Below are 23,796 nucleotides of genomic sequence, written 5' to 3' on the forward strand. Positions count from 1 at the left end.
GTGGAAATAGCAATGAACCATAAGCTGACATTAAAAGAAAAAGTGGGTTATGGCATGGGCGACGCTGCGGCCAATTTAGTTTGGCGGGGCGCACTTGCATATTTGGCAGTATTTTATACCGATACGTTCGGTATTACAGCCGCTGCCGCTGCGATGCTATTTCTTGTCGTTCGTCTTTCTGACGGTGTGACCGATATTATTATGGGAATGATTGCTGACAGAACCCAGACTAAGATGGGAAAGTTTCGCCCTTGGATATTAGGCTCTACTCCTTTTCTTGGCCTTTTCATGGTCCTTTGCTTTACCACGCCTGATCTCTCGTATTCAGGCAAACTCATTTACGCTTACTTGACCTACATCGGACTAACCTTAGCGTATACGGTTAATAATGTACCGTACTCAGCGCTAATGGGCGTGATGACCAGTGATGATAGAGAGCGTACAAGTTTGTCTGGCTTTCGTTTTGCTGGGGCATTCTTCGGTGGACTGCTTGTTATGGGATGTTTGCCTATGCTGGTGGACTTGCTAGGCCAAGGGAACACTGCTGTAGGGTATCAATATACCATGTGGTTGTTTGCCATGTTGCTTGTCATATTAATGTGTGTAACAGTTTTTACCACGAAAGAGCGCGTTACGTTGCAGCAGGTTTCAAAGCCTCAAGACACTAAACTGGACTCTCCAAAAACAGAGACAGGTCCCCAAGTAGCGCCCGCTCCTCGTTCACTAACGTCTGAACTCATCGACTTGGGAAAGCAACTACCGTTAATTCTCGTTCCTCTTTCAGCAATAACCGCCTTTTTTTATTATCGAGACGTTTTAACTGGGGCAATCTTCATTACTGTTATAGCGCTTACTACTATTGCAATTAAACGGTTAACTCGCCGACCGGAAGCTGAGAACACCCGCTCACAACAGGATATTATCGACCTGCTTTCCAATAAACCCTGGCTAATTCTGTTAGGAATGGGTTTTCTAACCATGATGTTTAATGGCATCAAATATGGCGTTATTGCCTACTATTTCAAATATTACATGGGCAATGAGCTACTCACAGGCTACTTTTTCATTTCACTGCTGGTGGTGTCGATTTTCGGCGCATTAGCAACGTCCAAATTAGCCGCTATGTTTGGTCGCAAGAGGCTCTTTATTATCGCGCTGTTAGCAAGTAGCGTATTGACCTCTGGCATTTATTTTGTTCCTCAGAAAAGCGTGAGCGCCATATTCATTCTAGGTTGCAGTGCAGAATTTTTTGCAGCCATATTACCTACCTTATTTTTCTCTATGCTAGGAGACTCGGCAGACTACAGCGAATATAAGACAGGTCGAAGAGCCACCGGACTCGTCTACTCTGCAGGCTCTTTTGTTCAAAAAACAGGGGGAGGCTTTGCTGGGGCGCTAGTCTTGATGGTATTAGGAAGCTATGGCTATAACGGTCTTGATATCAATACAATTAATCAAACGCTTCCGGGTATGAAGTCTTTAATGAGTTGGATACCAGCGCTATTTGGCTTTGCTGGCGCGGCGTTAATTTGTCTATACCCGTTAAATGACGAAAAACAAAAAGAAGTTACACAAGCTTTGCTCTCTCGACGTAGCGAACAACCGCCGATAACGGCATAATACAAAAACTTGAAGTAATTATTAAAACGAACGGGGTGTTGTCACGTGCCTACTATTTACGAAGTTGCCGAACGGGCGGGCGTTTCTTTATCAACGGTATCTCGCGTATTAAATGGTAAGTCTTCGGTGAATAAAGCTTTGAAAGCGCGGGTTGACCAAGCAGTTAAAGAACTTAATTATCGCCCGAATTCCGTAGCGCGCTCGTTAGCGAACAGTAGGACAGACAGTGTCGGCGTACTCGTTCCAGAACTAAATGTACCATTTTTTGGTGACTTAATGCAGGCTGTAGAATCCACATTACGCGCACAAGATAAGCATGTCATCATAACGGTAGGGCGCAACTGCCCAGAGACAGAAAAAGATGCGGTAGATTTCCTCATAAGCCGTAATTGCGACGCATTGATCATGCATCCTGAGGCATTATCCGATGACTATCTTTTGGATTTAAATCAGAACAAGCTGCCTATCGCGTTGGTAAATCGAAAAGTTGATGGACTTCCAAGCGCGTGTATCACACTAGATAACGAGAAAGGTGGTTACCTAGCAACTCGGCACTTACTTGAATTGGGTCATAAAAATATTGCTTACATATCAGGCCCCTCTTATAAAGCAGATGCCTGTCTGCGTTTAAAAGGGCATGAACGGGCGCTTATTGAAGCAGGGTTAAGTGTAAACCCTCAACTTATATTTAACGGTAATTATTCAGAAGAAGACGGAAAAATCGGCCTGTTAGAATTAATGGCGCGTGATTTACCTTTTTCTGCACTTGTTTGTGCTAACGACTGGATGGCCTCTGGCGCCATAAGCTGCGCTAGAGATTTAGGAATGAGCCTACCACAGGATTTATCGATTGTAGGTTTTGACGACGTCGTATTCGCACATCATGTTTTCCCAAGGTTAACCACCGTAAGTAACCCTGTTGCTGACATGGCAGAAATGTCTGCTAAGTATATTTTAAATAAGGTGTACGGACAGGCTCACAACGTTCAGCATTGTTTTGAACCTTCGCTGGTTGTCAGGGAATCTACGATCAATTTTGAAAGTTGACGCCTCTTACTTAATTACCTTGCTGTTGAAACGGCCCGCTCTACCTGAGAGGTTAGCTCAGCATCATTAAATTGAATGAAAACGACGTGTCTAATCTACCTTTTACAGATTACGCTTCGGAAAATCTTTTTACTTCACAAACGTTGTTTCATGTGAAACATGGATTTAGATTAGCCTAAATATATGATGCTAAATAGCTTCCAATTAGCCGATAATTAAAGAGCAAAACGCGTTGTAGGCAACACGTTACGTACTACGTCTAAAAACATAAAAATAACAGCGATATATCATCGAGGAGAAGCAATGAAACACCTAGCGGCAATGTTTATATTAATGGTATCACTTTCAGCTGCAGCAGACGGTGAGCTACAGATCGTTGATGAGGTACTTGATTCCTTACATGAAACAGCTTCAACTGCTAGCTTCGAAAAGTATTTTGCGCTGTACGATGATAGTGCTGTATTTATTGGTACAGATGCGTCTGAAGTTTGGAGTAAGAAAGAGTTCAAAGCCTATGCAAGACCGCATTTTGACAACGGTCGGGGCTGGACCTATCTTCCAAAAGAAAGACATATTTACTTTTCACCGGATAAAAACGTAGCGTGGTTTGATGAACTTCTCGACAACGAAAGTCTTGGCGAAACACGAGGTACGGGAGTTTTAGTTAAGAAAGCAGGAAGTTGGAAAATAACCCAGTATCATTTAACCATTCCTATCCCAAACGAAATTGCGGGTGACGTGGCAGAACAAATTAAAGCGCTAAAGTGATGAAAGCCCCACTGTTGGGGCTTTCTAATTCAAGGAACACCCGACCTTTTACGTATTAGACTGGGTCAGTGGTTGAATTTCCATTTCAACGCGGCGGTTCATTGAACGATTAGCTGCGCTATTATTCGGTACTTTGGGTGCGTATTCACCCATACCAACCGTAGTAATACGGGTAGGGTTTACTGAGTAGTTAATCAACAGATTTTTAACGGCACCAGCACGACGCTCAGATAGGGACTGATTGTACTGCTCAGAACCCGTATCGTCAGTATGACCTTTAATCATCAATACCGTTTTTTCGTAGTTATTAACCACTTTCGCCACGTCCTGAAGTACAGGATTGAAGTTTGGACTAATACTGGAGCTGTCGGTAGCAAAGGTTATATCTCCTGGCATGATAAGGCGAAGATTGTCGCCCTCGCGTACTACCTGAACGCCAGTGTCAGAGAGCTCGGTTCTAAGCTCCTCTTCTTGCTTATCCATATAATTACCAATTGCGCCACCAGCGATTGCACCTACGGCAGCACCCCAAGCATAACGACTCTTATCATTATCGCCCGTTGCTTTGCCAAGTAGAGCACCAACTACAGCACCGATTGCAGCGCCTTTTTGTGTATTGTTCGGATCCGTCGCACAGCCTGCAACCGTTAAAGATGCAGCAATTAAACTTACAGCGAGAGTCTTTTTCATAACGTCCTCTTCTCTAATTTAAAAGCTCAAAAATGAAGGATTTTCTATTACAACAGCATCATCAAGAGCTCTATTTTAAAAATGTTTTACTAACCTTTAATTAAGCTTAAGCAGCAAAAAGTGTTCCACTCCCCCTATGCGATGCATAACATTTCAATTTGATACAATCCACACAAGCCTAATAGTTACTAGGAATTCCTTTTATAAAACAACAGTAAAGGGATACATTTGGTTATTCTATCTGAGCGATATAATAGAATGCTTAACCTGAACACACGCTAAACGAACTGGGGAAATAGCAAAGAATAATAGAAAAAGGGGCTGAATAAGGTAACTCTATCTATGTAAATCCTACAATTCGTTGCTGAAAAGCAACGCTTTACGTTCACCCTACGGAAACCGAGCGTTCAAAAAATCCATTTACATCAATTTTATAATCAGACGCTATGACTGCTTTAACTATGCTTACGGTTTTGTCTACCGAGAGGTCAATATCTCTTGGTGTAAGGTAATGACTGTTGCGGACTGAATAAAACACTTTGACGAGGGGATTAAGCGGAGAATCCTTCTGCTCTAAAACCATTGCGAGTCTCTCATTTGAAAGCAATACAAGACTGCCCACTGGGTAAACCCCTAGGCACATAATAAACTGTTGAACCAGCGCTTTATCCAAACGGAAAGGAGCATCGCTCATCAAAATTGAGAATGCTTTTTGGCTAGACATGCCTGGCTTGTATACACGATCCGCAGTAAGTGCATCATACATATCTGCAATAGCTAGCATTCTACCCGCTTTACTGATTGCATCGCCTTGCTTACCCGCAGGATATCCTAAACCGTCTAACCGTTCGTGATGCTCGCTAATAGCTTGAACTAATGGGGCAGCAATGTTCATAGTTTCAAGGTAGTCAACACCAAGTTTAACATGCCCTTTCATTACTTCCATTTCGCTTTCCGTTAGGCGTCCAGGCTTGTGAAGAATTTCATCCGGTATCTTGATTTTACCCAGATCGTGAAGAAAACCTGCATACGATAGATCTTGTACTTCCTCTTCTGACATCCCTAAATATTTACCAAAATTAGCAAGCAAAATAGCGACATTGAGAGAATGCTCTAAGAGATAGTCATCTTTTTCACGAATTTTCGTTAGGCAAAGCAGAGCATCTGGGTTTCTGTCTACAGACTCTACCAGCTTATTAGAAAAAGCTTTTGGTATACTTGTGTCAAACGGCGTTTCTTTCTGCACGTTTTCAAGTAAAAGCTTTTGAATGTCTTTACCTTGCTGATGTAATTTAGTCGCTCTGTTCAGCTCTTTTTCCAAAGACACTGAATTAGTAGAGGCTAAGATTTTTTTTTCGGCAGACTTGGTTTTTGCACTGTTTGAAGATATCGAGGAAGAGCTTTCACTCACTTTAAAGCTTTTATCTGTATCAATGGCAAGGGTTTTCACACCCCGTTTTTTAAGTGTATTTACAACGTTTGTAGAAGTGACTTTTCCCTGGCTTTTAACCGTCAACGCGCCCTTCTGCTCAAGTATTTGATGAACAAACATTCCAGGCACTAACTGATCAATCGTGATTTTTTTTATCATTGCAAACGTAGTTCACCTTTATCTAATGACTCTTTCATGAAAAAGGGGCATTAGTACTTCAACTTTGCCAGTATAGTATGTAAATCTGGAGACCAAGCGAACTTCTTCATATTTACTCGATGATTGTTCACAATCACTCCCTCAGAAAGTAAACGTTCTCGCTGCTCTTCAGCGTGGTCAGAGCCGACAGGAAATGCTATTTTGCCATCAGCCCTCAGAACTCGATGCCAATTGCAGTCTACTTTAATTTCCTGCAAACACTTTCCCATCAATCTAGCTCTGCCCGGAAGACCAGATAGATCAGCTAAAGCGCCATAGCTGATAACGCTGCCTTTGGGTACTAAGGAAAGCGTCTTTTCAACACGTAATGTTACTGCTTTATTAACCATCATGTATATTAGTCTAACAGTTAATTACTTACTGTATTTAGTATACTTTACCATTGCTATCGTAAGGATTAAAAAGTCAGATTATGCGCCTGTATTGTGCTCACTGTGGCTACCCCAAGAATACCTGTATTTGTGACTATATTAATGAGATTAATGTATCTCTTAATATCACCGTCATCCAGCATGACAAAGAGGCTCAGCACGCGAAGAACACCGTCAAACTTCTCTCTCTGTGTATCCCTGATACGCAAATTGTGTTGGCTAACAACCTTCACGACATGACGACATTATCAAAGCGGTGCAGTGATAAACACTGTGCACTTATTTATCCTAGCGAGGTAAGTAAAGCTATTGAGGACACTACTGAAAGTACAGCCAATGAAATTAAAACATTAATACTTATTGATGGAAGCTGGAAACAAGCCTTTGGTATCATTAAAAAAAACCCTTGGCTAGAAAACCTCCCTGCGTTTCATTTTAGTGACGCCCCTGTTTCAAACTATCTTATTCGCCACACGTCAGTTGATAACGCCCTTTCAACACTTGAAGCTACAGCTTACGCCATTAGTTGCTTAAAAAAGACCGATGTAAGTGCACTATACAAGGCTCAGACAGCATTACAGCAAAATTGGCGAGGACCATTAGCCCATCGCCGAAAGTTTCTGTAAACAAGCGTATAGCTAATCCTACGCATTCATAGGAACAAAACCTTTCTGATCCCTTACCAGTTGTATCCAATTTCGAATAGCTGGATACGCTGAAAGGTCAAATCCCCCCTCATGGGCAACATGGGTATAAGCAAACAAGGAAATATCCGCAAGACTTATAGTATCCCCCAGTAAGAAAGGCGTTAAGCTAAGTTGATGCTCCATGACGGCAAGCGCTTTATAACCGCCAGCTTGTTTAGCGTCATACTCAGCTTTTTTTTCAGCAGGAAGCCCTAAATACACGTTTATATATCGAGCAACAGCTATATAAGGCTCATGACTATATTGCTCAAAGAATTGCCACTGCAATAGCTTTGAAGATTGATAAGGTGAAGAAGGCACAAGCGGGGTGTTAAAAGCAATATAATGCATTATGGCATTAGATTCGGATAGCACTCTGCCATCATCTAACTCGAGCAAGGGGATTTTGCCATTGGGCGATTTTTCTAGGAAGGAGGGGGCTCTTGTTTCTCCTTTCATAATATCTATGTCTACCCATTCGCAGGTTTTGCCCAATAAAGATAAGAGAAGCTGTATTTTATAGCAGTTTCCAGAACGTAAATCACCGTATATTCGCATGGGAAAGGTTCCCTTCAATGAAAGTTAAAGAGTCCTACATTTTTATCGTTCGTACAAGAATATACTGAACAATCAAACGTCATTTAGCGCACTATATTTGAGCGTTTCTTAATTACAGTACTTCTCTTTTATATAGAGTAACTCCTCGATTTCCTGACTTCTCTCGCGAACTACGCTCTCTTTAATTAACTTATCAACTCTTTTGTCGATGTCCTTTGCTAACGCATACTTAACCTTCCCAACGATAAGCGCAATGTAAACAAAGGGAGCAAACAGAAAAGAGACTATTAAGGTAAGCAGAAAAATCAGGGTGGCTATATCAAAAAAATGAATTGGTTGGTTTATCCAAAAAACTGGGATAACAGCAAGTACCAATCCAATCGTAGTTAAAGTTATGATTGCCATTTTCATAACGCGACTGTAAAGCTTAAGCTTATCAACCAGTTCGATGTCTGCACCAAATAAAATCTTCCAGGAGTATCTATTAACTGTAATTAGTTGTAGAACGAAAAGAGTTAGTAATAGCCAAAAAGGTATGGCCCCTACCGCAACGATAAATACTTCTTTTTCGTGTAGCCTAGCTAATAAGCCTTCAGAAAGCATGTACAAAAGAGGCATTATAAAACTTACTGCAACTGACCAAATCAAATGCTTGGCGAACTGTTCTGATAGCTTTTTTCGATGTAGCCAAAACTCATTTCGCTTTCCGATAACATTCAGCATTGAATACAGATTTTTAGCTGCCTGTTTTTGAATAACTCTAATCGAAAAAAGAAACACACCACTTAATAATGCTGTCCCGATCGCAGTATTAAAGTCACGCTGCGCGTCACTCGAATCAATGTCTAGTTTTACCGTACCTGCTAAGAAATGCAGTATAACCATCGATAATACCAATAAAGACGGATAGAGTAGAAATTCGAGAATGAGATGTCCCTTTGACCTATTAGACATCGTTTAATGATGCTCCAAGAACTGTAATCCAAGAAAAGGTTATTAAGGCTATACAGGCTAAAAGCCTGAGCTTCTCTCTTCCTAATAAAAGACTCATCGATAACGATTCTAGTTCTTCCACTTCGTATTGAGCTTCCAAGAGTTGTTCAACGTTATTCTTATTCAATTTACCCTCGTCTTCATCTTTAATATTGCGGACAACTTTTCTTTTCTCAATTAACCACAATGCGCGCAAATTCATAACTGGCTTATAAAGAAAAAAAGCGACGAATAACGAAAATAATAGCGTCATCAAAATATCAAAAGTCGGAATACTCTTTCCAAACCAAAAAATAGGAAAAAAGATTAATGCTCCGCTAGTAAGTGTTGCATTGAAGAGAGCAAACCTTGCTAGTGAAGTAATTGAGTTTAATCGATCGATTCCCGTAGCCGTTTGGTTTATAACAAATTTATTCAAATAGTTAACGTAGGAGGATAACTGCACGAGGCACAGCAAAAGCAAGAACCAAAACAGAACTGCAGAGAAAGCAATTAGATATTGATGCAGCATCATTTTTGGGATGAGTAAACCCTCGATAAATACATATAACATCGCTATAAATAGGGCCACTATGAGGCAATTGACGCTATTAACATGTAATTTGGTCGTGAGAATGGCCCTATGTTGGTTTAGATGGCTTAACTGGTTCGTTTTTACTAATATCGAAATAAGCGTGCTTGTAACGTTTTTATGATTCAACTGTAGACACAGCCAAAAATATCCCGAAAGAATCGACATCCCAACTGCGGAATTAAAGTCTCGCTGTGCACGGATATTTCCAGCTTCAGGCCAATCAAGAGCGCCTGTGAAATAATGCACTGATAATAAAACCAATGTCGTCAAAAAAGGGAAAAGGCCAATAGAGACACCTTTGTGCATATTGGTGTAGGGGCTGAGTTTCATTTTTATTATTCAGTGGTTATAAAGCGAGAAATTTTTAACCGTAATACGTTTTATTTTCATTGGAAGCTACCTAGGTAACGATAAGCTTTGTGTAGTGTTATGGCAATAGAAATAAACGTAAGAGAATGTGAACGTCTACTTTTCGTTCTGCAATAAAAAACCCGCCAGTTGGCGGGTTTTTTCAAAGCTGTGCTTTTTACTTGCGTAACTTCTGAATAAGACGAAGTTGTGCAATCGCTTCTGCAAGCTCGTGAGCTGCTTCTGCATAGTTAAAGTCAGCGCCTGGATTGGCGATGTGCTCTTCTGCACGTCGTTTGGCTTCTTGTGCTGCCTGCTCGTCAAGATCTTCAGCTCGAACCGCGGTATCAGCCAGTACGGTAACATTACCAGGTTGTACTTCTAGTACACCACCAGCAACATAAATAACTTCTTCTTCACCGTGCTGTTTAACCAAACGCACCATACCAGGTTTAATAGCAGAGATAAGTGGCGCGTGACCAGGGTGGATACCCAGCTCACCTTCGCTACCTGTCACCTGAATCGTTTCAACGCGACCCGAGAAAATCGCTTTCTCCGCGCTTACCACGTCCAAATGTACTGTCATTGCCATGTGAACCTCCTGATTAGGTACGTTAGCATTATGCTAGGCTAGCCGACGCTAGCCCTACACTTATGCTTTCTTGGCTTTCTCTAGCGCTTCTTCGATAGAACCAACCATGTAGAAGGCTTGTTCTGGAAGGTGGTCGTACTCACCGTCTAGAATGCCTTTAAAACCACTGATTGTGTCTTTTAGCGATACATATTTACCAGGTGCACCAGTAAATACTTCTGCTACGAAGAACGGCTGAGATAGGAAACGCTGAATCTTACGAGCACGTGATACCACTAGCTTGTCTTCTTCAGATAGTTCGTCCATACCTAGGATCGCGATGATGTCTTTCAGCTCTTTGTAACGCTGAAGCACAGTCTGTACGCCACGTGCTACATCATAGTGCTCTTGACCAATTACTAGCGGGTCAAGCTGACGAGACGTCGAATCTAGTGGGTCTACCGCTGGGTAGATACCAAGAGACGCGATATCACGAGAAAGTACTACCGTTGCATCCAAGTGAGCAAAGGTTGTCGCCGGAGATGGGTCAGTCAAGTCATCTGCAGGTACGTATACCGCTTGGATTGAAGTGATTGAACCCGTCTTCGTTGATGTAATACGTTCCTGAAGTACACCCATCTCTTCTGCAAGAGTAGGCTGGTAACCTACCGCAGATGGCATACGACCTAGAAGTGCTGATACCTCAGTACCTGCTAGGGTGTAACGATAGATGTTATCTACGAAAAATAGTACATCACGACCTTCGTCACGGAACTTCTCAGCCATAGTTAGACCGGTAAGTGCAACACGTAGACGGTTACCCGGTGGCTCGTTCATCTGACCGTATACAAGCGATACTTTATCAAGTACGTTTGAATCGTTCATTTCGTGATAGAAGTCGTTACCCTCACGCGTACGCTCACCAACACCTGCGAATACTGAGAAACCGCTGTGCTCGATGGCGATGTTACGGATAAGTTCCATCATATTTACGGTTTTACCTACACCCGCACCACCGAATAGACCAACTTTACCACCCTTAGCGAATGGACAAACCAAGTCGATTACTTTGATACCAGTTTCTAGTAGTTCTACCGAGCTAGACTGTTCTTCGTAGCTAGGCGCTTCACGGTGAATAGACATACGCTCTTCTTCACCAATTGGGCCAGCTTCGTCGATTGGGTTACCCAATACGTCCATGATACGACCAAGTGTCTTCGTACCAACTGGAACCATGATTGGATTACCGGTATTTTCTACTGCAAGACCACGTTTTAGTCCGTCAGTAGTACCTAGTGCGATGCCGCGAACAACACCGCCACCTAATTGCTGTTGCACTTCCAGGGTTAGACCTGACAAGTCACCTTCGGTAACTCGTAGTGCGTCATAAACTCTTGGTACCGCATCTTGTGGAAACTCAATGTCCACAACGGCGCCAATGATTTGGACGACCTTACCTTGACTCATAATTTGTCCTCGTTATCTCTTTTAAACCTTTGCCTACACCGCCGCGGCACCGCTTACAATCTCACTGATTTCTTGTGTGATTGCAGCCTGACGCGCTTTGTTATATATCAGTTGTAACTCATCAATAAGGTTACCGGCGTTGTCGGTTGCTGCCTTCATGGCAACCATTCGCGCAGCTTGCTCTGACGCCGCGTTTTCTACAACACCCTGATACACCTGAGACTCAATGTAACGAACCATTAGTGCTTCCAAAATTTCTTTTGGATCTGGCTCATAGATGTAGTCCCAACGATGTTGGTATTCTTCGTCTTGTGACTTTGGCAAAGGCAATAACTGATTGATCACAGGTTTCTGTGTCATGGTGTTAACGAAGTCATTGAATACCAAGAATACTCGGTCAATTTGTCCTTCGTCATACGCTTTAAGCATAACGCGTACAACACCTACTACATCGCTCACAGACGGCTTGTCACCTAAACCAGATTCAGCAGCAAGCAATTTGCCACCAAAACGGTTGAAGAAACTGCACGCTTTAGAACCTAATGCAGCAAAATCCACTTCCACACCCTGTTCACGCCATTTTTTGACGTCTTGAGTGACGAGCTTAAATTCATTGGTGTTCAAGCCACCACATAAGCCTCGGTCAGTGGAAATCACAATGTAACCGACGCGCTTGACTTCACGCTCTTCCAAATAAGGATGGCGATATTCAAGGTTACCGTTTGCAATGTGACCAATCACTTTAAGCATATTTTGTGCATATGGACGGCCAGAAGCCATACGTTCCTGCGCCTTTTTCATCTTAGACGCAGCAACCATTTCCATCGCACTGGTAATCTTCTGAGTATTTTTGATACTCCCAATCTTACCTTTTATTTCTTTACCGCTGGCCATGACTATTTCTCCGATTACTCAACGAATTGCGCTGGTGGTTAAACACCAGCACCATTGATTACCAAGTTTGTGTCGCTTTAAAGTTTGTTAAAGCGTCGTTCAACTTAGCGGCAATCTCGTCGTTGTAGTTACCTGATTCGTTGATAGTCTTCATAAGGTCAGCGTGTTCGCTGTTCATATAAGAATGAAGAGCTGCTTCAAAATCTAGGATTTTGTTAAGCTCGATACCCTTAAGGAAACCTTTTTCTACCGCGAACAGAGAAACACCCATGTTAGCAATTGATAGCGGTGCGTATTGCTTCTGCTTCATCAGCTCAGTTACGCGCTCACCGTGCTCAAGTTGCTCACGAGTTGCATCATCAAGGTCAGAAGCAAACTGCGAGAACGCCGCTAGTTCACGATACTGAGCTAGGGCTAGACGGATACCACCACCCAGCTTCTTGATGATTTTAGTCTGTGCAGCACCACCAACACGAGATACCGAGATACCAGCGTTAACCGCAGGACGGATACCTGCGTTAAACAAGTCAGTTTCTAGGAAGATCTGACCATCGGTAATTGAGATTACGTTAGTAGGTACGAATGCAGATACGTCACCAGCTTGCGTTTCGATAATTGGAAGCGCAGTTAGTGAACCAGTTTTACCTTTCACTTCACCGTTAGTGTAACGCTCAACGTATTGCTCGTTTACACGTGCAGCACGCTCAAGTAGGCGAGAGTGAAGATAGAATACGTCACCTGGGTAAGCTTCACGGCCTGGTGGACGCTTAAGCAGTAGTGAAATTTGACGGTAAGCAACAGCTTGCTTAGACAAATCATCATACACGATTAGCGCGTCTTCACCGCGGTCACGGAAGAATTCACCCATAGTACAACCAGAGTAAGGCGCTAGGTATTGAAGCGCTGCAGACTCAGATGCAGATGCTGCAACCACGATTGTGTGGTCAAGTGCACCGTGCTCTTCTAGTTTACGTACTACGTTAGCAATAGTAGACGCTTTCTGACCAACCGCTACGTACACACATTTGATGCCTGTACCTTTTTGGTTGATGATAGCGTCAACAGCCATAGCTGTTTTACCACACTGACGGTCACCGATGATAAGCTCACGCTGACCACGACCTACTGGGATCATGGCATCAACTGACTTATAACCAGTTTGTACTGGCTGGTCTACCGATTGACGTTCGATTACGCCAGGTGCAATTTTTTCAACTGGCTCAAAACCAGCAGCGTCGATTGCGCCTTTACCATCAATAGGCTCACCAAGTGTGTTAACAACACGACCAAGAAGTGCGTTACCTACTGGTACTTCAAGAATACGGCCGGTAGATTGTACTTTATCGCCTTCTTTCAGGTCCGCATATGGACCCATAACAACTGCACCTACAGAGTCTCGCTCAAGGTTTAGTGCAATTGCGTAACGGCTTCCAGGAAGCTCAATCATTTCACCTTGCATTACATCTGCAAGGCCATGAATGCGGATAATACCGTCAGTTACTGCGACGATAGTACCTTCATTACGTGCTTCACTGCTTACATTGAACTGTTCAATTCTTTTCTTGATCAGTTCAGCAATTTCAGTGGAATTAAGTTGCATGCTCTTATCCCCGTTATGCTTGCAACGCGTCTGCTAGACGGTTCAATTTCGACTTTACGGAACCATCAATAACTGTATCACCGGCATTTATTACCATTCCAGCGATCAGGGCAGGGTCCACGTTACAATTAAGCTTCACTTTACGTGCCAAACGTTTTTCCAAAGATGCAACCAACTCTTTAAGTTGTGCATCGGTCAGCGTAGATGCTGAGGTTACGTCCACTTCTATTTCTTTGTCGTAGTCCGCTTTAAAAGCATCAAACAAAGTAGAAATTTCAGGCAACGCGGCTAAACGTTTATTTTCAGCCAAAACCTTTACTAGGTTTTGGCCGTGTTCGTCGAGTTGCTCGCCACAAACATTATTAAAAATGTCGGCTAGCGTGTCGGCTGAAACCGCACCAGTTAATAACTGATGCATATCATCGTTTTCAGCTACCGCGCTAGCAAAAGCGAGCATTTCTTGCCATTTCACAATGGCGTTTTTCTCGACTGCAAAATCGAAAGCAGCTTTAGCATAAGGACGAGCAACGGTTGTCAATTCAGACATGGCTCATCTCCCTCTTAAAGCTCAGCGACAAGTTTTTCAACAATGTCGTTTTGTGCGTTAGCATCGATTTCACGTTGTAAGATTTGCTGTGCGCCAGCAACTGCAAGAGCAGAAACCTGTTTGCGCAAATCTTCTTTGGCACGATTGCGTTCAGCTTCAATCTCGGCATAACCAGAAGCGATAATTTTCTCGCGTTCCGCATGGCCTTTTTGAGTTTCTTCGTCAACCAGTTGGTTGGCGCGCTTTTTGGCCTGCTCGATAATTTCAGCTGCTTGCGCTTTCGCATCTTTCAATTGCTCAGTAGCTTTCGCTTGAGCAAGCTCTAGGTCTTTCTCTGCACGTTCAGAAGCTTCAAGCCCATCGGCGATTTTCTTCTGACGTTCTTCAATCGCTGCCATTAGTGGAGGCCATACATATTTCATGCAGAACACCACGAACACAGCGAAGGCGATTAATTGACCGATAAAAGTGGCGTTAAAATTCACAATCGCCCCTCCTCTTAAAGTTCGCTAAAAAAGTGTTTAGTAATATTAGGCACCAACAGCGAACAATAGGTATAGAGCGATACCAACACCGATCATCGCGATGGCGTCGATAAGACCCGCTACGATGAACATCTTAACTTGTAGTTGAGGTGCTAGTTCTGGTTGACGAGCAGCAGATTCAAGGAATTTGCCACCTAGTAGACCGAAACCAATAGCGGTACCAAGGGCGCCAAGACCAATCAGTAGTGCAACAGCGATGTATAACATTTACGTCTCCGATTTAAGTTAAATTTAAAGTTAATGTTTAAAAGTCAAACTCTGTAAAAACAGTGTCGGATTTCCAGGTAACCGACACCCGTTAATGCTTAGTGTTCTTCACACGCCAGGCTTAAGTACACGATGGTTAGCATCATGAAAATAAACGCCTGAAGCGGAAGTACAAGAATATGGAACACAGCCCACATAAAGTGCAGTGGTAGCTGGAAGTAACCAATTGTAGCAATCAATATAAAGATTAGCTCACTGGCGTACAGGTTACCGAACAAACGCAGGGCTAGTGAAAGCGGGCGCGCAAGCAGTGTAACCGTCTCAAGAATGAAGTTCACCGGAATGAAGATAGGGTGTCCGAATGGCTGCATAGTAAGCTCTTTAGCAAAGCCGCCAATACCTTTCATCTTGATTGAGTAGAAAAGAATAAGAATGAATACGCCCGACGCCAGTGCAAACGTCAAGTTAAGGTCAGTGGTTGGTACTGCCTTGTTGTAAACGTCGTGAGGATCCATACCAAAAGCAGCTTGGCCGATAAGCCCTGACACCCACGGAATAAGATCAACTGGCACAAGATCCATAAGGTTCATTAACAATACCCATACGAAGATAGTCAGTGCTAATGGCGCGATAAGTGCGCTTTTACCGTGGAAGGTGCTTTTCACGTTGTCATCAACGAACTCAACGACAAGCTCTACAAACGCCTGCATTTTGCCAGGTACGCCCGTTGTTGCTTTTGAAGCGACGCTTCTAAAGATAATTAGGAAAAGTAAACCAAGACCAATAGACCATGCCAATGTATCAACATGCCATGCCCAAAAACCGGCATCAGAACACGCTTTGTTAAACGCGATTCCGTTGTCAGTTGAGCACATGGTGGCATTGGTCAAGTGGTGCTTGATGTATTCTGAGGTAGTGTATTCAGATGCCATTGTTTAACCCAAGTTGTAAAGTGTAAAAATTTGGTGACTGGTTCTTATGCTTCAATCGATCGATTACGTTTTTTCGTTCTCGCAACGCCTCGCGTTGTCTTTATCCTTTCGTACCGTAATGAAACATAGCTAGCCCGTGGCTAGCCGTTGTAATCACGAATGCCATGAAAATTTCCAGTGGCGAGGCGTTTAAGCCTTTAAACGCAATTACAAATAAAATGATTGTCAGTGCCAGCTTCATTTTTGAGCCTTGGCTAAAACTACGTGCAACAAGCTCGTTTTTACTTGCTCCGGCATAACGAAATGCAAAAATAGCAAAAACAATATTAGGCAGGATACTTATTAGAGTTCCTGCGGCTGCTGATATGGCTGAATGACTTCCCCCAGCAGCGCCTGCGAGACCGGTAATAACTATGGCTGTGATTGCCTGAAAAAGTAGCCCTTTCTTGGCGAGGTCTAACCCGCGTCTTGCTAACTTGTTCGTCACTTTTACTCGCAGCTTGTTCACGTCTTACAAAAAGCGTCAGAAGTATACTGTTTTACCGACAATTTTCAACAGTACAACGCTTTTTGAAAGTTATTCTGAAAATATTCTATTGCTATAACCGGAAAGGAGAGTGTCCGGTGTTCACACCAGACAGCGTATCGATTGCGGGTAGGCAAGGGTACTTTATTATTTTTTATAATTATAAATTATTGAATTTTAGAGATAATTCCATCTAATTGATCAAGATCACTAAAGCTAATTGTTAGCTTACCTTTGCCTTTAGCGTTGTGGTCAATACTCACTGGTGTACCTAAATTTTCTGAAAGTCGCGTCATGAGGTTTTGTACATCCGGATCAACTTTCTTTTCAGGCTTGGGTTTAGCTGGCTCTAACAGCTTTTTCACCAGCTTCTCGGTATCGCGAACGGTAAGCCCTTTACCCGATACCACTTGCGCCGTTTCTGATTGCGTTTCACCTTCTAACGCTAAAAGTGCGCGAGCGTGACCCATCTCAATATCACCATGCTCAACCAGTAATTTCACGTCATCGTTCAAATTGTTCAAGCGAAGTAAATTTGTCACCGTCGTGCGCGACTTACCCACGGCTTCAGCTACTTCTTGGTGGGTCAGTGCAAATTCATTCATTAAGCGGTCAAGGGCTTGAGCCTCTTCCATAGCGTTTAAGTCTTCACGCTGGATATTTTCAATAAGCGCGATAGCAACTGCTGCCTCATCCGGCACGTTTTTAACGATACACGGAATCTCATCTAACTGAGCGAGTTGGGATGCACGCCAGCGTCGCTCACCGGCAATAATTTCATAGCGATGGTCGTCAACCCTTCTTACTACTATAGGCTGAATAATACCTTGTGCGCGAATTGAAGATGCTAATTCTTCTAATGCCTCGGGTGACATGTCTTTACGGGGCTGATATTTCCCCGGCACTAAATATTCAATAGGGAGTTTTTTTAACTCGCCATTTGTTGAACTGACCTCGGCTGCATCCTGTTCTCTTTGAGCAGATGACTGGCTGGTTGCGAGTAATGCATCTAAACCGCGGCCAAGGCCTCTTTTACGTGCTGACATAGTATCCTCTATGACATGTGCTGATGATATTCAGCTTATTGTCGTTTAACTTGCTTTTGCCTGTGCAGGCGATGTTTTATCTCTACGGCGTAGTATTTCACCCGCCAACGCTAAATACGCTTTTGCACCTGTTGATGACTTATCATAATACATCGCAGGTGTTCCGAAACTTGGTGCTTCAGCTAGGCGAACATTGCGCGGTATGACTGTGCGATAAACCTGCTCACCAAAATGGCGCTTCAATTGTTCTGAAACGTCGTTAGCTAGGCGGTTACGCGGGTCGTACATAGTACGCAATACGCCTTCAATCTTCAATTCAGGATTTACCACTGACGCTAATTTCTGAATAGTATCCATCAGGGCTGTAAGTCCCTCTAGTGCATAGTATTCACACTGCATTGGTACCATGACAGAATCTGCGGCAGCAAGAGCGTTAACCGTTAACTGATTAAGAGAGGGTGGGCAGTCGATAAATATAAAATCGTAATAATCCATCACGGGTTTAAGTGCATTACGCAAACGCACTTCACGAGCGAACATTTCCATGAGCTTTATTTCAGCCGCTGTCACGTCACCATTTGCTGCAACCAAGTCATATTTACCCGCGGTGCTTTTAACCACTACATCGTTAATAGGCTTTTCTTCTATCAACAATTCGAATGCGGTAGATTCAACGTCGTACTTATCAACGCCGCTCCCCATAGTCGCATTCCCCTGTGGATCGAGATCGATAAGCAATACTTTGCGTTTAGTTGCCGCCATTGAGGCCGCCACGTTAACTGCGGTAGTTGTCTTACCCACACCACCTTTCTGATTCGCGATCGCGATTACCTTAGCCACGTTTGATCCTGTTATTGTCTATTTCTATTTTTCAGCTATTTCTTTTTTAGCCAAACCAGATGTCGTTCGCCTACCAAATTTGGCACAGTGAGGTTTTCCGTTTTACTCACATGGAAGTGATCACTCACTTCGTCTATCTCATCTTGTGGAAACTGACCTTTAAGCGCCAAGAATTGCCCTTCTGAATCTACCAGATGTTGACACCAGTGCAACATATCTTTTAGTGAAGCGAAAGCACGGCTTAACACAATATCATAAGGTGACTCACCGTTGTGCTTTTCAACGCGGCTTTGCACCGGCGATACATTAGTCAAGCCAAGGATATGTACACATTGCGTCATAAAACGTACGCGTTTTCCTAACGAGTCGAGTAAAGTGAACGACTTTTCAGGGAAAGCGATTGCTAGAGGCATGCCCGGAAGACCAGGACCTGTACCCACATCAATTATATTCTCGCCCTCAAGAAACGGCACAATGGCTAATGAGTCCAGGATATGTTTAACCATCATCTGTTTAGGATCTCTTACAGAGGTTAGGTTATAAGCCTTATTCCACTTATCCATAAGCAGCACATAATCAACGAGTTGCTGCTGTTGCTTATCACTTAAATTTAATGAAAGAGCCTCGAGTCCAGAAACCAAAATGGTGTGCAATTCTTGCTGTATAGTCATCGAAAAGTCTGTTTGTTCGCGTTGAAATGTTTTGCTTTACGCAGTTCCAGATTGCTCAACACTATGCGTGTTAGTCGAAACTGCCATGAGTCTAGCCATTTTCTATTCTCATCACGCTTGTTTCTTAAACGTGAACTGGAGAATAAGGCTACGCGCAGTTTAATAAAGCAATAGGTCTGAGTGAAAAGCGCCGAGTTTTTCTTTATTTCTTATTCACTATAATACGCGAATAAGTGAGAAAAACTAAGCGCTACAAGTTGTATGTTGAATCAAGCGCGCGATTTACGCGCTAATTTTTTCATGCTTACGCAGCATGCCATGTTTTTTCAGGTAAACCAGCAGTAGAGAGATGGCAGCAGGTGTGATGCCTGAAATACGAGACGCTTTACCTATCGTCTCAGGCCTTGCCTCGGTTAGCTTCGCTACAACTTCATTTGAAAGACCAGAAATTTTGCTGAAATCCATATCAACGGGCAATAACGTATTTTCATGACGTTGAGTTTTTGCAATCTCGTCCATTTGACGGGCAATATAACCTGCGTATTTAATTTGAATTTCCACCTGCTCAGATGCGATGGGATCTTCAAGACCAGGGCCTACACTTTCAATTTCCATCAATTGACTGTAAGTCATTTCAGGTCGTCGGATCAATTCTTCCAAAGAATGTTCGCGACTTACAGGGTTCTTTAGCATAGTGTTTAGCTGAGGCGCAGCTACGTGCTCAGGATGGATCCATTGACCGCGTAAACGCTGTAGCTCACTTTCTACCGCTTCCATCTTTTGGTTGAACTTGGCCCAACGGGCGTCATCAACAAGACCAATCTCTCGTCCCATTGCTGTTAAGCGACTGTCAGCGTTATCTTCGCGAAGAAGCAAACGGTATTCAGCTCGACTAGTAAACATACGATAGGGCTCTTTCGTTCCCATTGTTGCCAAGTCATCAATCAATACACCCATGTAAGCTTGATCACGACGCAACACGAGAGGATCTTTTTGCTGTACTTGAAGTGCGGCATTAGCACCAGCCACTAAACCTTGTGCTCCCGCTTCTTCATAACCCGTTGTGCCGTTGATTTGACCAGCGAAGAACAAACCTTCAATAAACTTAGTTTCGAGCGTTTGTTTTAAATCGCGAGGATCAAAAAAGTCATACTCTATCGCATAGCCAGGTCGGACAATATGTGCATTCTCAAAGCCTTTGATCGAGCGAACAAGGTTCATCTGTACGTCGAACGGCAAACTGGTTGAAATACCATTTGGATAGACTTCAATACTGTTTAACCCTTCAGGCTCAACAAATATTTGATGTGAAGATTTATCGGCAAATCGAGTGATCTTATCTTCAATACTAGGGCAGTACCGAGGGCCAATGCCTTCAATAACACCAGTGAACATAGGAGAACGATCCAACCCGCCGCGAATAATATCATGGGTTTTTTCGTTAGTATGCGTTATGTAACACGGGATCTGCGTTGGGTGCATGGTTCTGTCACCCATGAATGAAAACACCGGTGTTGGATCATCACCTGGCTGAGGTTGCATTACCGAGAAATCGAGTGAACGTGCGTCTAGTCTAGCGGGTGTCCCGGTTTTAAGGCGATCGACTCGGAACGGAAGCGCACGTAGTCGGTCAGCAAGCGCTATAGACGGCGGATCGCCAGCACGACCACCTCGATAGTTTTCAAGACCAATGTGAATGGTGCCACCCAAAAATGTCCCAACCGTTAACACCACTGACTTGGCGCTAAATTTTAAGCCCATCTGGGTAACTACGCCGCAAACACGATCATTTTCAACAATGAGATCGTCTACGCTTTGTTGGAAAAGCGTGAGATTTTCTTGATTTTCAACAATGTCCCGTATGGCATTTTTATAAAGCGTTCTGTCAGCTTGGGCACGGGTAGCACGCACTGCTGGACCCTTTGAAGAGTTCAATGTTCTGAACTGAATACCGCCTTTGTCGATCGCCAATGCCATGGCGCCGCCCAGTGCGTCGATCTCTTTAACAAGATGACCCTTACCGATCCCACCGATGGCAGGATTACAGGACATCTGGCCGATCGTTTCAATATTGTGAGTGAGCAAAAGCGTGTTGGCACCCATGCGAGCAGCTGCGAGCGCCGCCTCTGTACCTGCATGTCCACCACCAACGACGATGACATCAAATGCTTCTGCATAAAACATGGTTAAACCTCACTATTCACGGACGATAAGCCAACTAAAAACTATTTTTTTAAAACAGAGAATGTTCAAAAAAGGGCGCGTATTTTATCTGACTTATTGGATAAAGAAAATGATTAAATTTTCCTCAAAACCTTTTGAGAGAAAAGGTGTGATCGTTTAATAAGATCTTAAGATCTCTTTTAGATCTGTTTATTTTTACTTTTATTAGGATCGTCGATTTCTGTGGGTAACCGATCAAAGCATCTAAAGATCATCAAGTTACGCGATCAATAACATTGGGAAACACCGATCCATAACCCTATCTGAATCTTGTGTATAAACACCCTTTTTATCCACATGCCGTTTTGTTTGAAAAGTTATTCTTTTTTCGATCAGAGCTTATACACAGTGGTTTGTAGGATCCTATCCACAGGCGTGATCAAGATGTGATCCAGCTGGGGATAAAATGTTTGCTAATTATGTATTGTGATCTAAAGATCGCGATAGAACCTGCTCTATAGACCGATCACATTGTGGAGGAGATCTTTTATAAAACCTGTGACTAGATCCCGTGATCTCATTCTTCAACACATCTAAAACTTTGATTATTTTTAAAAGCAGCATAAATTTTTTCTGAGATATTTCGCTTTTTTCTTAATTTATACCAATTATCTATGCGGACTGGTATTACGTCATTCCTCGACCAAGAACAAGGAATGTTGATGCGAAAGCAATGCGCCAGTAAATAGGGTTGTATTGTATCTGTTAGGTTAGTCGTGTGGATTATTTAAGTGCAACACTGTGTTTATCAATACTTGTGAAGGTAACAACACTCTTTAGGTATCGTTTTTTGTAACGGCTGTCGACTAAATGCCATACAGGCATTTAATGAACGGAGAAACAGGGGCAGGGTCTATGAAATGCTGTAAGAGTAAGTATGAATGACAATAAACCAGGCGCTATTAACGCACCTGGTTAGGCTGATAGCGTGGCTGTGCCACAGAACCCTGCATGTCTTCTTGCTCTATGGTTAAGCCCTCACGGCGGCTAGGGCCTTGGAACCTCACTTTATATGTATCATACTCTTTAATAGACTCAAAGCAGTAGCGTCCTAACGCATTTTCAAGTTCTGCTAGGTTGTGATTAGTGATCAAAATACAGTTTTTCTTATTCACTAATCGCTGTCTTAACAAATTTCCAAACCAGCTTTGCGCATTCTTTTTAAGCGCAGATTCGTTAACACATACTTCATCTAATATGAGCAAATCTACATCAAGAAGCTCTTGATTTATTTCTCTGTAGCGTTGGCTAGCGTTGTCAGTTGCAGAGAAGTCGAATGAGAAATTTCGCATTTCAAGCAAGGTTGAAAGCTGACGATAAAGCACAGAGATTTCATATTGCTCAATGAGTTGGTGGGCAATTGCACCTGCAATATGTGATTTACCCCTACCGTAATCACCGTAGAAGATCATCATATGAGAACCGCTTTGTCGCCACGCGGGGTCGTCATGGGCCGCGATGAAAGATTGGGCAATAGAGACGGCTTCAATAACATCGTCGCTGTCTTCTACTAAATTGGCGAAGGTCCACTTTGGATTTAAATCAGAACGGCCATGAATAGCTTCTACGCGCGCCTTTTTACTGCGCTGCTGTAGTTGCGCTATTTCTTCATTAGCTTGTGCCTCATACTGCTTACGCAGCGTTTTGTAGTCGATATACTCACTATTGGGATCGACATCTTTTTTAAGTGCTCTCGCTAAATTAGCAATTTTGTCAGTTATACGATCCATAACGATTTAACTCTTCTTGGTTGCGGCATATTTTTCCACCAGCTTTTTCGCATTATCATCTGCTTCTATGCCCGCTGCAACTTTCACTTGTTGCGTCCCGACAACTTTTGTAGGCGCATAGCCTGAAGCAAGTCGCTTTCGCTTGATATTATTAGCGAATTTTTGAGTCCACTGGAACTCACTAAATACGGAACTAGGTCTGCCTAGCCAATAAGCGATAAATTCTCCGACCTCGTTTTCATCGAATGTCTTATCAATGATACCAAGCAGTGAGGCCATTTCTTCAAACAGTGCTTTGTTCGGTGTCCATGTCGCAGTCATTGCACTATGGCGTGTGTGCAGTTGTTCAAAGTCCGACTGTGGCTCGCTTAAAAGAGGGAGAAGTAGGGTTTTGCCATTAATGGTGTGCTCGAGGTCCAATTCAAGAGGGAGGGCAACTAAGCCAACTTGCTCAAGCTGTTTTACCAAGCTATTTATCTGACGACCCCGTTGAAAGGTATCGTCTTTATTGTCGCCATTAAGTAAGGCTAGAAGCTGCTTATAATCAATAGGTGCAGTCGATGTAGTGGTCTGATTTGCACCTACGCGAAGCCCAAGGAGATACAACACTCTGCAATCGTTGGAAAGCGGTGATTGCAAAACAGCGAGTTCCGCTTGGGTTAGGCTACTGGTCATTAAATAAAGTCCAAGT

At 43.1% G+C, this 23,796-nt stretch carries 25 protein-coding genes; 4 read left to right on the forward strand and 21 right to left on the reverse strand.

Features of this window, described 5'->3' with window-relative positions; genetic code table 11:
• Nucleotides 1-12 precede the first annotated feature (12 nt).
• The 3 genes from GVO62_RS09210 to GVO62_RS09220 all read left to right on the forward strand — a co-directional run bounded on the left by GVO62_RS09210 (nt 13) and on the right by GVO62_RS09220 (nt 3,435).
• Complete coding sequence (locus tag GVO62_RS09210; protein WP_159118733.1) at nt 13-1,620, forward strand: MFS transporter; 1,608 nt, start codon at nt 13-15, stop codon at nt 1,618-1,620.
• A gap of 45 nt (nt 1,621-1,665) precedes the next feature.
• Nucleotides 1,666-2,667, forward strand: coding sequence for a LacI family DNA-binding transcriptional regulator (locus GVO62_RS09215; RefSeq protein WP_159118735.1), 1,002 nt, complete (start codon nt 1,666-1,668; stop codon nt 2,665-2,667).
• Between the two features lie 303 nt (nt 2,668-2,970).
• Nucleotides 2,971-3,435 carry a nuclear transport factor 2 family protein gene (locus GVO62_RS09220; RefSeq protein WP_159118736.1) on the forward strand — a complete coding sequence of 155 codons (465 nt, stop codon included), beginning with the start codon at nt 2,971-2,973 and terminating at the stop codon, nt 3,433-3,435.
• A gap of 48 nt (nt 3,436-3,483) precedes the next feature.
• Here the strand turns inward: GVO62_RS09220 and GVO62_RS09225 are convergent, their stop codons facing one another.
• From GVO62_RS09225 to GVO62_RS09235, 3 genes are all read right to left on the reverse strand, one after another.
• A complete protein-coding gene (locus tag GVO62_RS09225) occupies nt 3,484-4,125 on the reverse strand; it encodes an OmpA family protein (RefSeq protein WP_039221278.1) in 642 nt (213 codons plus the stop codon).
• A gap of 385 nt (nt 4,126-4,510) precedes the next feature.
• On the reverse strand, nt 4,511-5,716 hold the full coding sequence (locus GVO62_RS09230) for an HD-GYP domain-containing protein (protein ID WP_159118738.1): 1,206 nt from the start codon (nt 5,714-5,716) through the stop codon (nt 4,511-4,513).
• A 50-nt stretch (nt 5,717-5,766) separates the two neighbouring features.
• Entirely contained in the window at nt 5,767-6,108 is a 342-nt protein-coding gene (locus tag GVO62_RS09235) for an MGMT family protein (RefSeq protein WP_373996018.1), read from the reverse strand.
• An 80-nt stretch (nt 6,109-6,188) separates the two neighbouring features.
• Here GVO62_RS09235 and GVO62_RS09240 point away from each other — a divergent pair, with 80 nt between their 5' ends.
• A complete protein-coding gene (locus GVO62_RS09240) occupies nt 6,189-6,773 on the forward strand; it encodes a tRNA-uridine aminocarboxypropyltransferase (protein WP_159118740.1) in 585 nt (194 codons plus the stop codon).
• 18 nt (nt 6,774-6,791) lie between these two features.
• Here the strand turns inward: GVO62_RS09240 and GVO62_RS09245 are convergent, their stop codons facing one another.
• The 18 genes from GVO62_RS09245 to GVO62_RS09330 all read right to left on the reverse strand — a co-directional run bounded on the left by GVO62_RS09245 (nt 6,792) and on the right by GVO62_RS09330 (nt 23,780).
• The gene (locus GVO62_RS09245; RefSeq protein WP_159118742.1) at nt 6,792-7,391 is read right to left on the reverse strand and encodes a glutathione S-transferase family protein; all 600 of its coding nucleotides are present in this window, start codon (nt 7,389-7,391) and stop codon (nt 6,792-6,794) included.
• A gap of 108 nt (nt 7,392-7,499) precedes the next feature.
• Entirely contained in the window at nt 7,500-8,276 is a 777-nt protein-coding gene (locus GVO62_RS09250; RefSeq protein ID WP_159118744.1) for a hypothetical protein, read from the reverse strand.
• Between the two features lie 61 nt (nt 8,277-8,337).
• On the reverse strand, nt 8,338-9,288 hold the full coding sequence (locus GVO62_RS09255) for a hypothetical protein (RefSeq protein WP_159118745.1): 951 nt from the start codon (nt 9,286-9,288) through the stop codon (nt 8,338-8,340).
• A gap of 196 nt (nt 9,289-9,484) precedes the next feature.
• Nucleotides 9,485-9,898, reverse strand: coding sequence for a F0F1 ATP synthase subunit epsilon (locus GVO62_RS09260; protein WP_105932402.1), 414 nt, complete (start codon nt 9,896-9,898; stop codon nt 9,485-9,487).
• A gap of 60 nt (nt 9,899-9,958) precedes the next feature.
• Complete coding sequence (gene atpD, locus GVO62_RS09265; protein WP_159118747.1) at nt 9,959-11,344, reverse strand: F0F1 ATP synthase subunit beta; 1,386 nt, start codon at nt 11,342-11,344, stop codon at nt 9,959-9,961.
• 33 nt (nt 11,345-11,377) lie between these two features.
• Nucleotides 11,378-12,238, reverse strand: coding sequence for a F0F1 ATP synthase subunit gamma (gene atpG / locus GVO62_RS09270; RefSeq protein ID WP_159118749.1), 861 nt, complete (start codon nt 12,236-12,238; stop codon nt 11,378-11,380).
• A gap of 58 nt (nt 12,239-12,296) precedes the next feature.
• Complete coding sequence (gene atpA / locus GVO62_RS09275; protein ID WP_105932400.1) at nt 12,297-13,838, reverse strand: F0F1 ATP synthase subunit alpha; 1,542 nt, start codon at nt 13,836-13,838, stop codon at nt 12,297-12,299.
• A 13-nt stretch (nt 13,839-13,851) separates the two neighbouring features.
• Nucleotides 13,852-14,385: a F0F1 ATP synthase subunit delta gene (gene atpH, locus GVO62_RS09280; protein ID WP_120962296.1), complete on the reverse strand. Its 534-nt coding sequence runs from the start codon at nt 14,383-14,385 to the stop codon at nt 13,852-13,854.
• A 14-nt stretch (nt 14,386-14,399) separates the two neighbouring features.
• Nucleotides 14,400-14,870, reverse strand: coding sequence for a F0F1 ATP synthase subunit B (atpF, locus tag GVO62_RS09285; protein WP_014951452.1), 471 nt, complete (start codon nt 14,868-14,870; stop codon nt 14,400-14,402).
• 45 nt (nt 14,871-14,915) lie between these two features.
• Nucleotides 14,916-15,137 (reverse strand): F0F1 ATP synthase subunit C, encoded by a 222-nt coding sequence (atpE, locus tag GVO62_RS09290; RefSeq protein ID WP_012520222.1) that lies wholly within the window; start codon nt 15,135-15,137, stop codon nt 14,916-14,918.
• 98 nt (nt 15,138-15,235) lie between these two features.
• Entirely contained in the window at nt 15,236-16,069 is an 834-nt protein-coding gene (gene atpB, locus GVO62_RS09295) for a F0F1 ATP synthase subunit A (protein ID WP_120962294.1), read from the reverse strand.
• A gap of 100 nt (nt 16,070-16,169) precedes the next feature.
• Complete coding sequence (locus GVO62_RS09300; protein WP_159118751.1) at nt 16,170-16,556, reverse strand: ATP synthase subunit I; 387 nt, start codon at nt 16,554-16,556, stop codon at nt 16,170-16,172.
• 206 nt (nt 16,557-16,762) lie between these two features.
• Nucleotides 16,763-17,641, reverse strand: a complete 879-nt coding sequence (locus tag GVO62_RS09305) for a ParB/RepB/Spo0J family partition protein (protein ID WP_159118753.1) — start codon at nt 17,639-17,641, stop codon at nt 16,763-16,765.
• A 45-nt stretch (nt 17,642-17,686) separates the two neighbouring features.
• A complete protein-coding gene (locus tag GVO62_RS09310) occupies nt 17,687-18,481 on the reverse strand; it encodes a ParA family protein (protein WP_159118754.1) in 795 nt (264 codons plus the stop codon).
• 35 nt (nt 18,482-18,516) lie between these two features.
• Complete coding sequence (gene rsmG, locus GVO62_RS09315) at nt 18,517-19,152, reverse strand: 16S rRNA (guanine(527)-N(7))-methyltransferase RsmG (RefSeq protein WP_105932395.1); 636 nt, start codon at nt 19,150-19,152, stop codon at nt 18,517-18,519.
• Nucleotides 19,153-19,434: 282 nt separating this feature from the next.
• The gene (mnmG, locus tag GVO62_RS09320) at nt 19,435-21,336 is read right to left on the reverse strand and encodes a tRNA uridine-5-carboxymethylaminomethyl(34) synthesis enzyme MnmG (RefSeq protein WP_159118756.1); all 1,902 of its coding nucleotides are present in this window, start codon (nt 21,334-21,336) and stop codon (nt 19,435-19,437) included.
• 941 nt (nt 21,337-22,277) lie between these two features.
• A complete protein-coding gene (locus GVO62_RS09325) occupies nt 22,278-23,105 on the reverse strand; it encodes an ATP-binding protein (protein ID WP_105932393.1) in 828 nt (275 codons plus the stop codon).
• Between the two features lie 6 nt (nt 23,106-23,111).
• Nucleotides 23,112-23,780 carry a DnaT-like ssDNA-binding domain-containing protein gene (locus tag GVO62_RS09330; RefSeq protein WP_159118757.1) on the reverse strand — a complete coding sequence of 223 codons (669 nt, stop codon included), beginning with the start codon at nt 23,778-23,780 and terminating at the stop codon, nt 23,112-23,114.
• Nucleotides 23,781-23,796: the final 16 nt, after the last annotated feature.

This window comes from Alteromonas sp. KUL150 (assembly GCF_009811475.1).
Classification (GTDB): Bacteria; Pseudomonadota; Gammaproteobacteria; order Enterobacterales; family Alteromonadaceae; genus Alteromonas; species Alteromonas gracilis.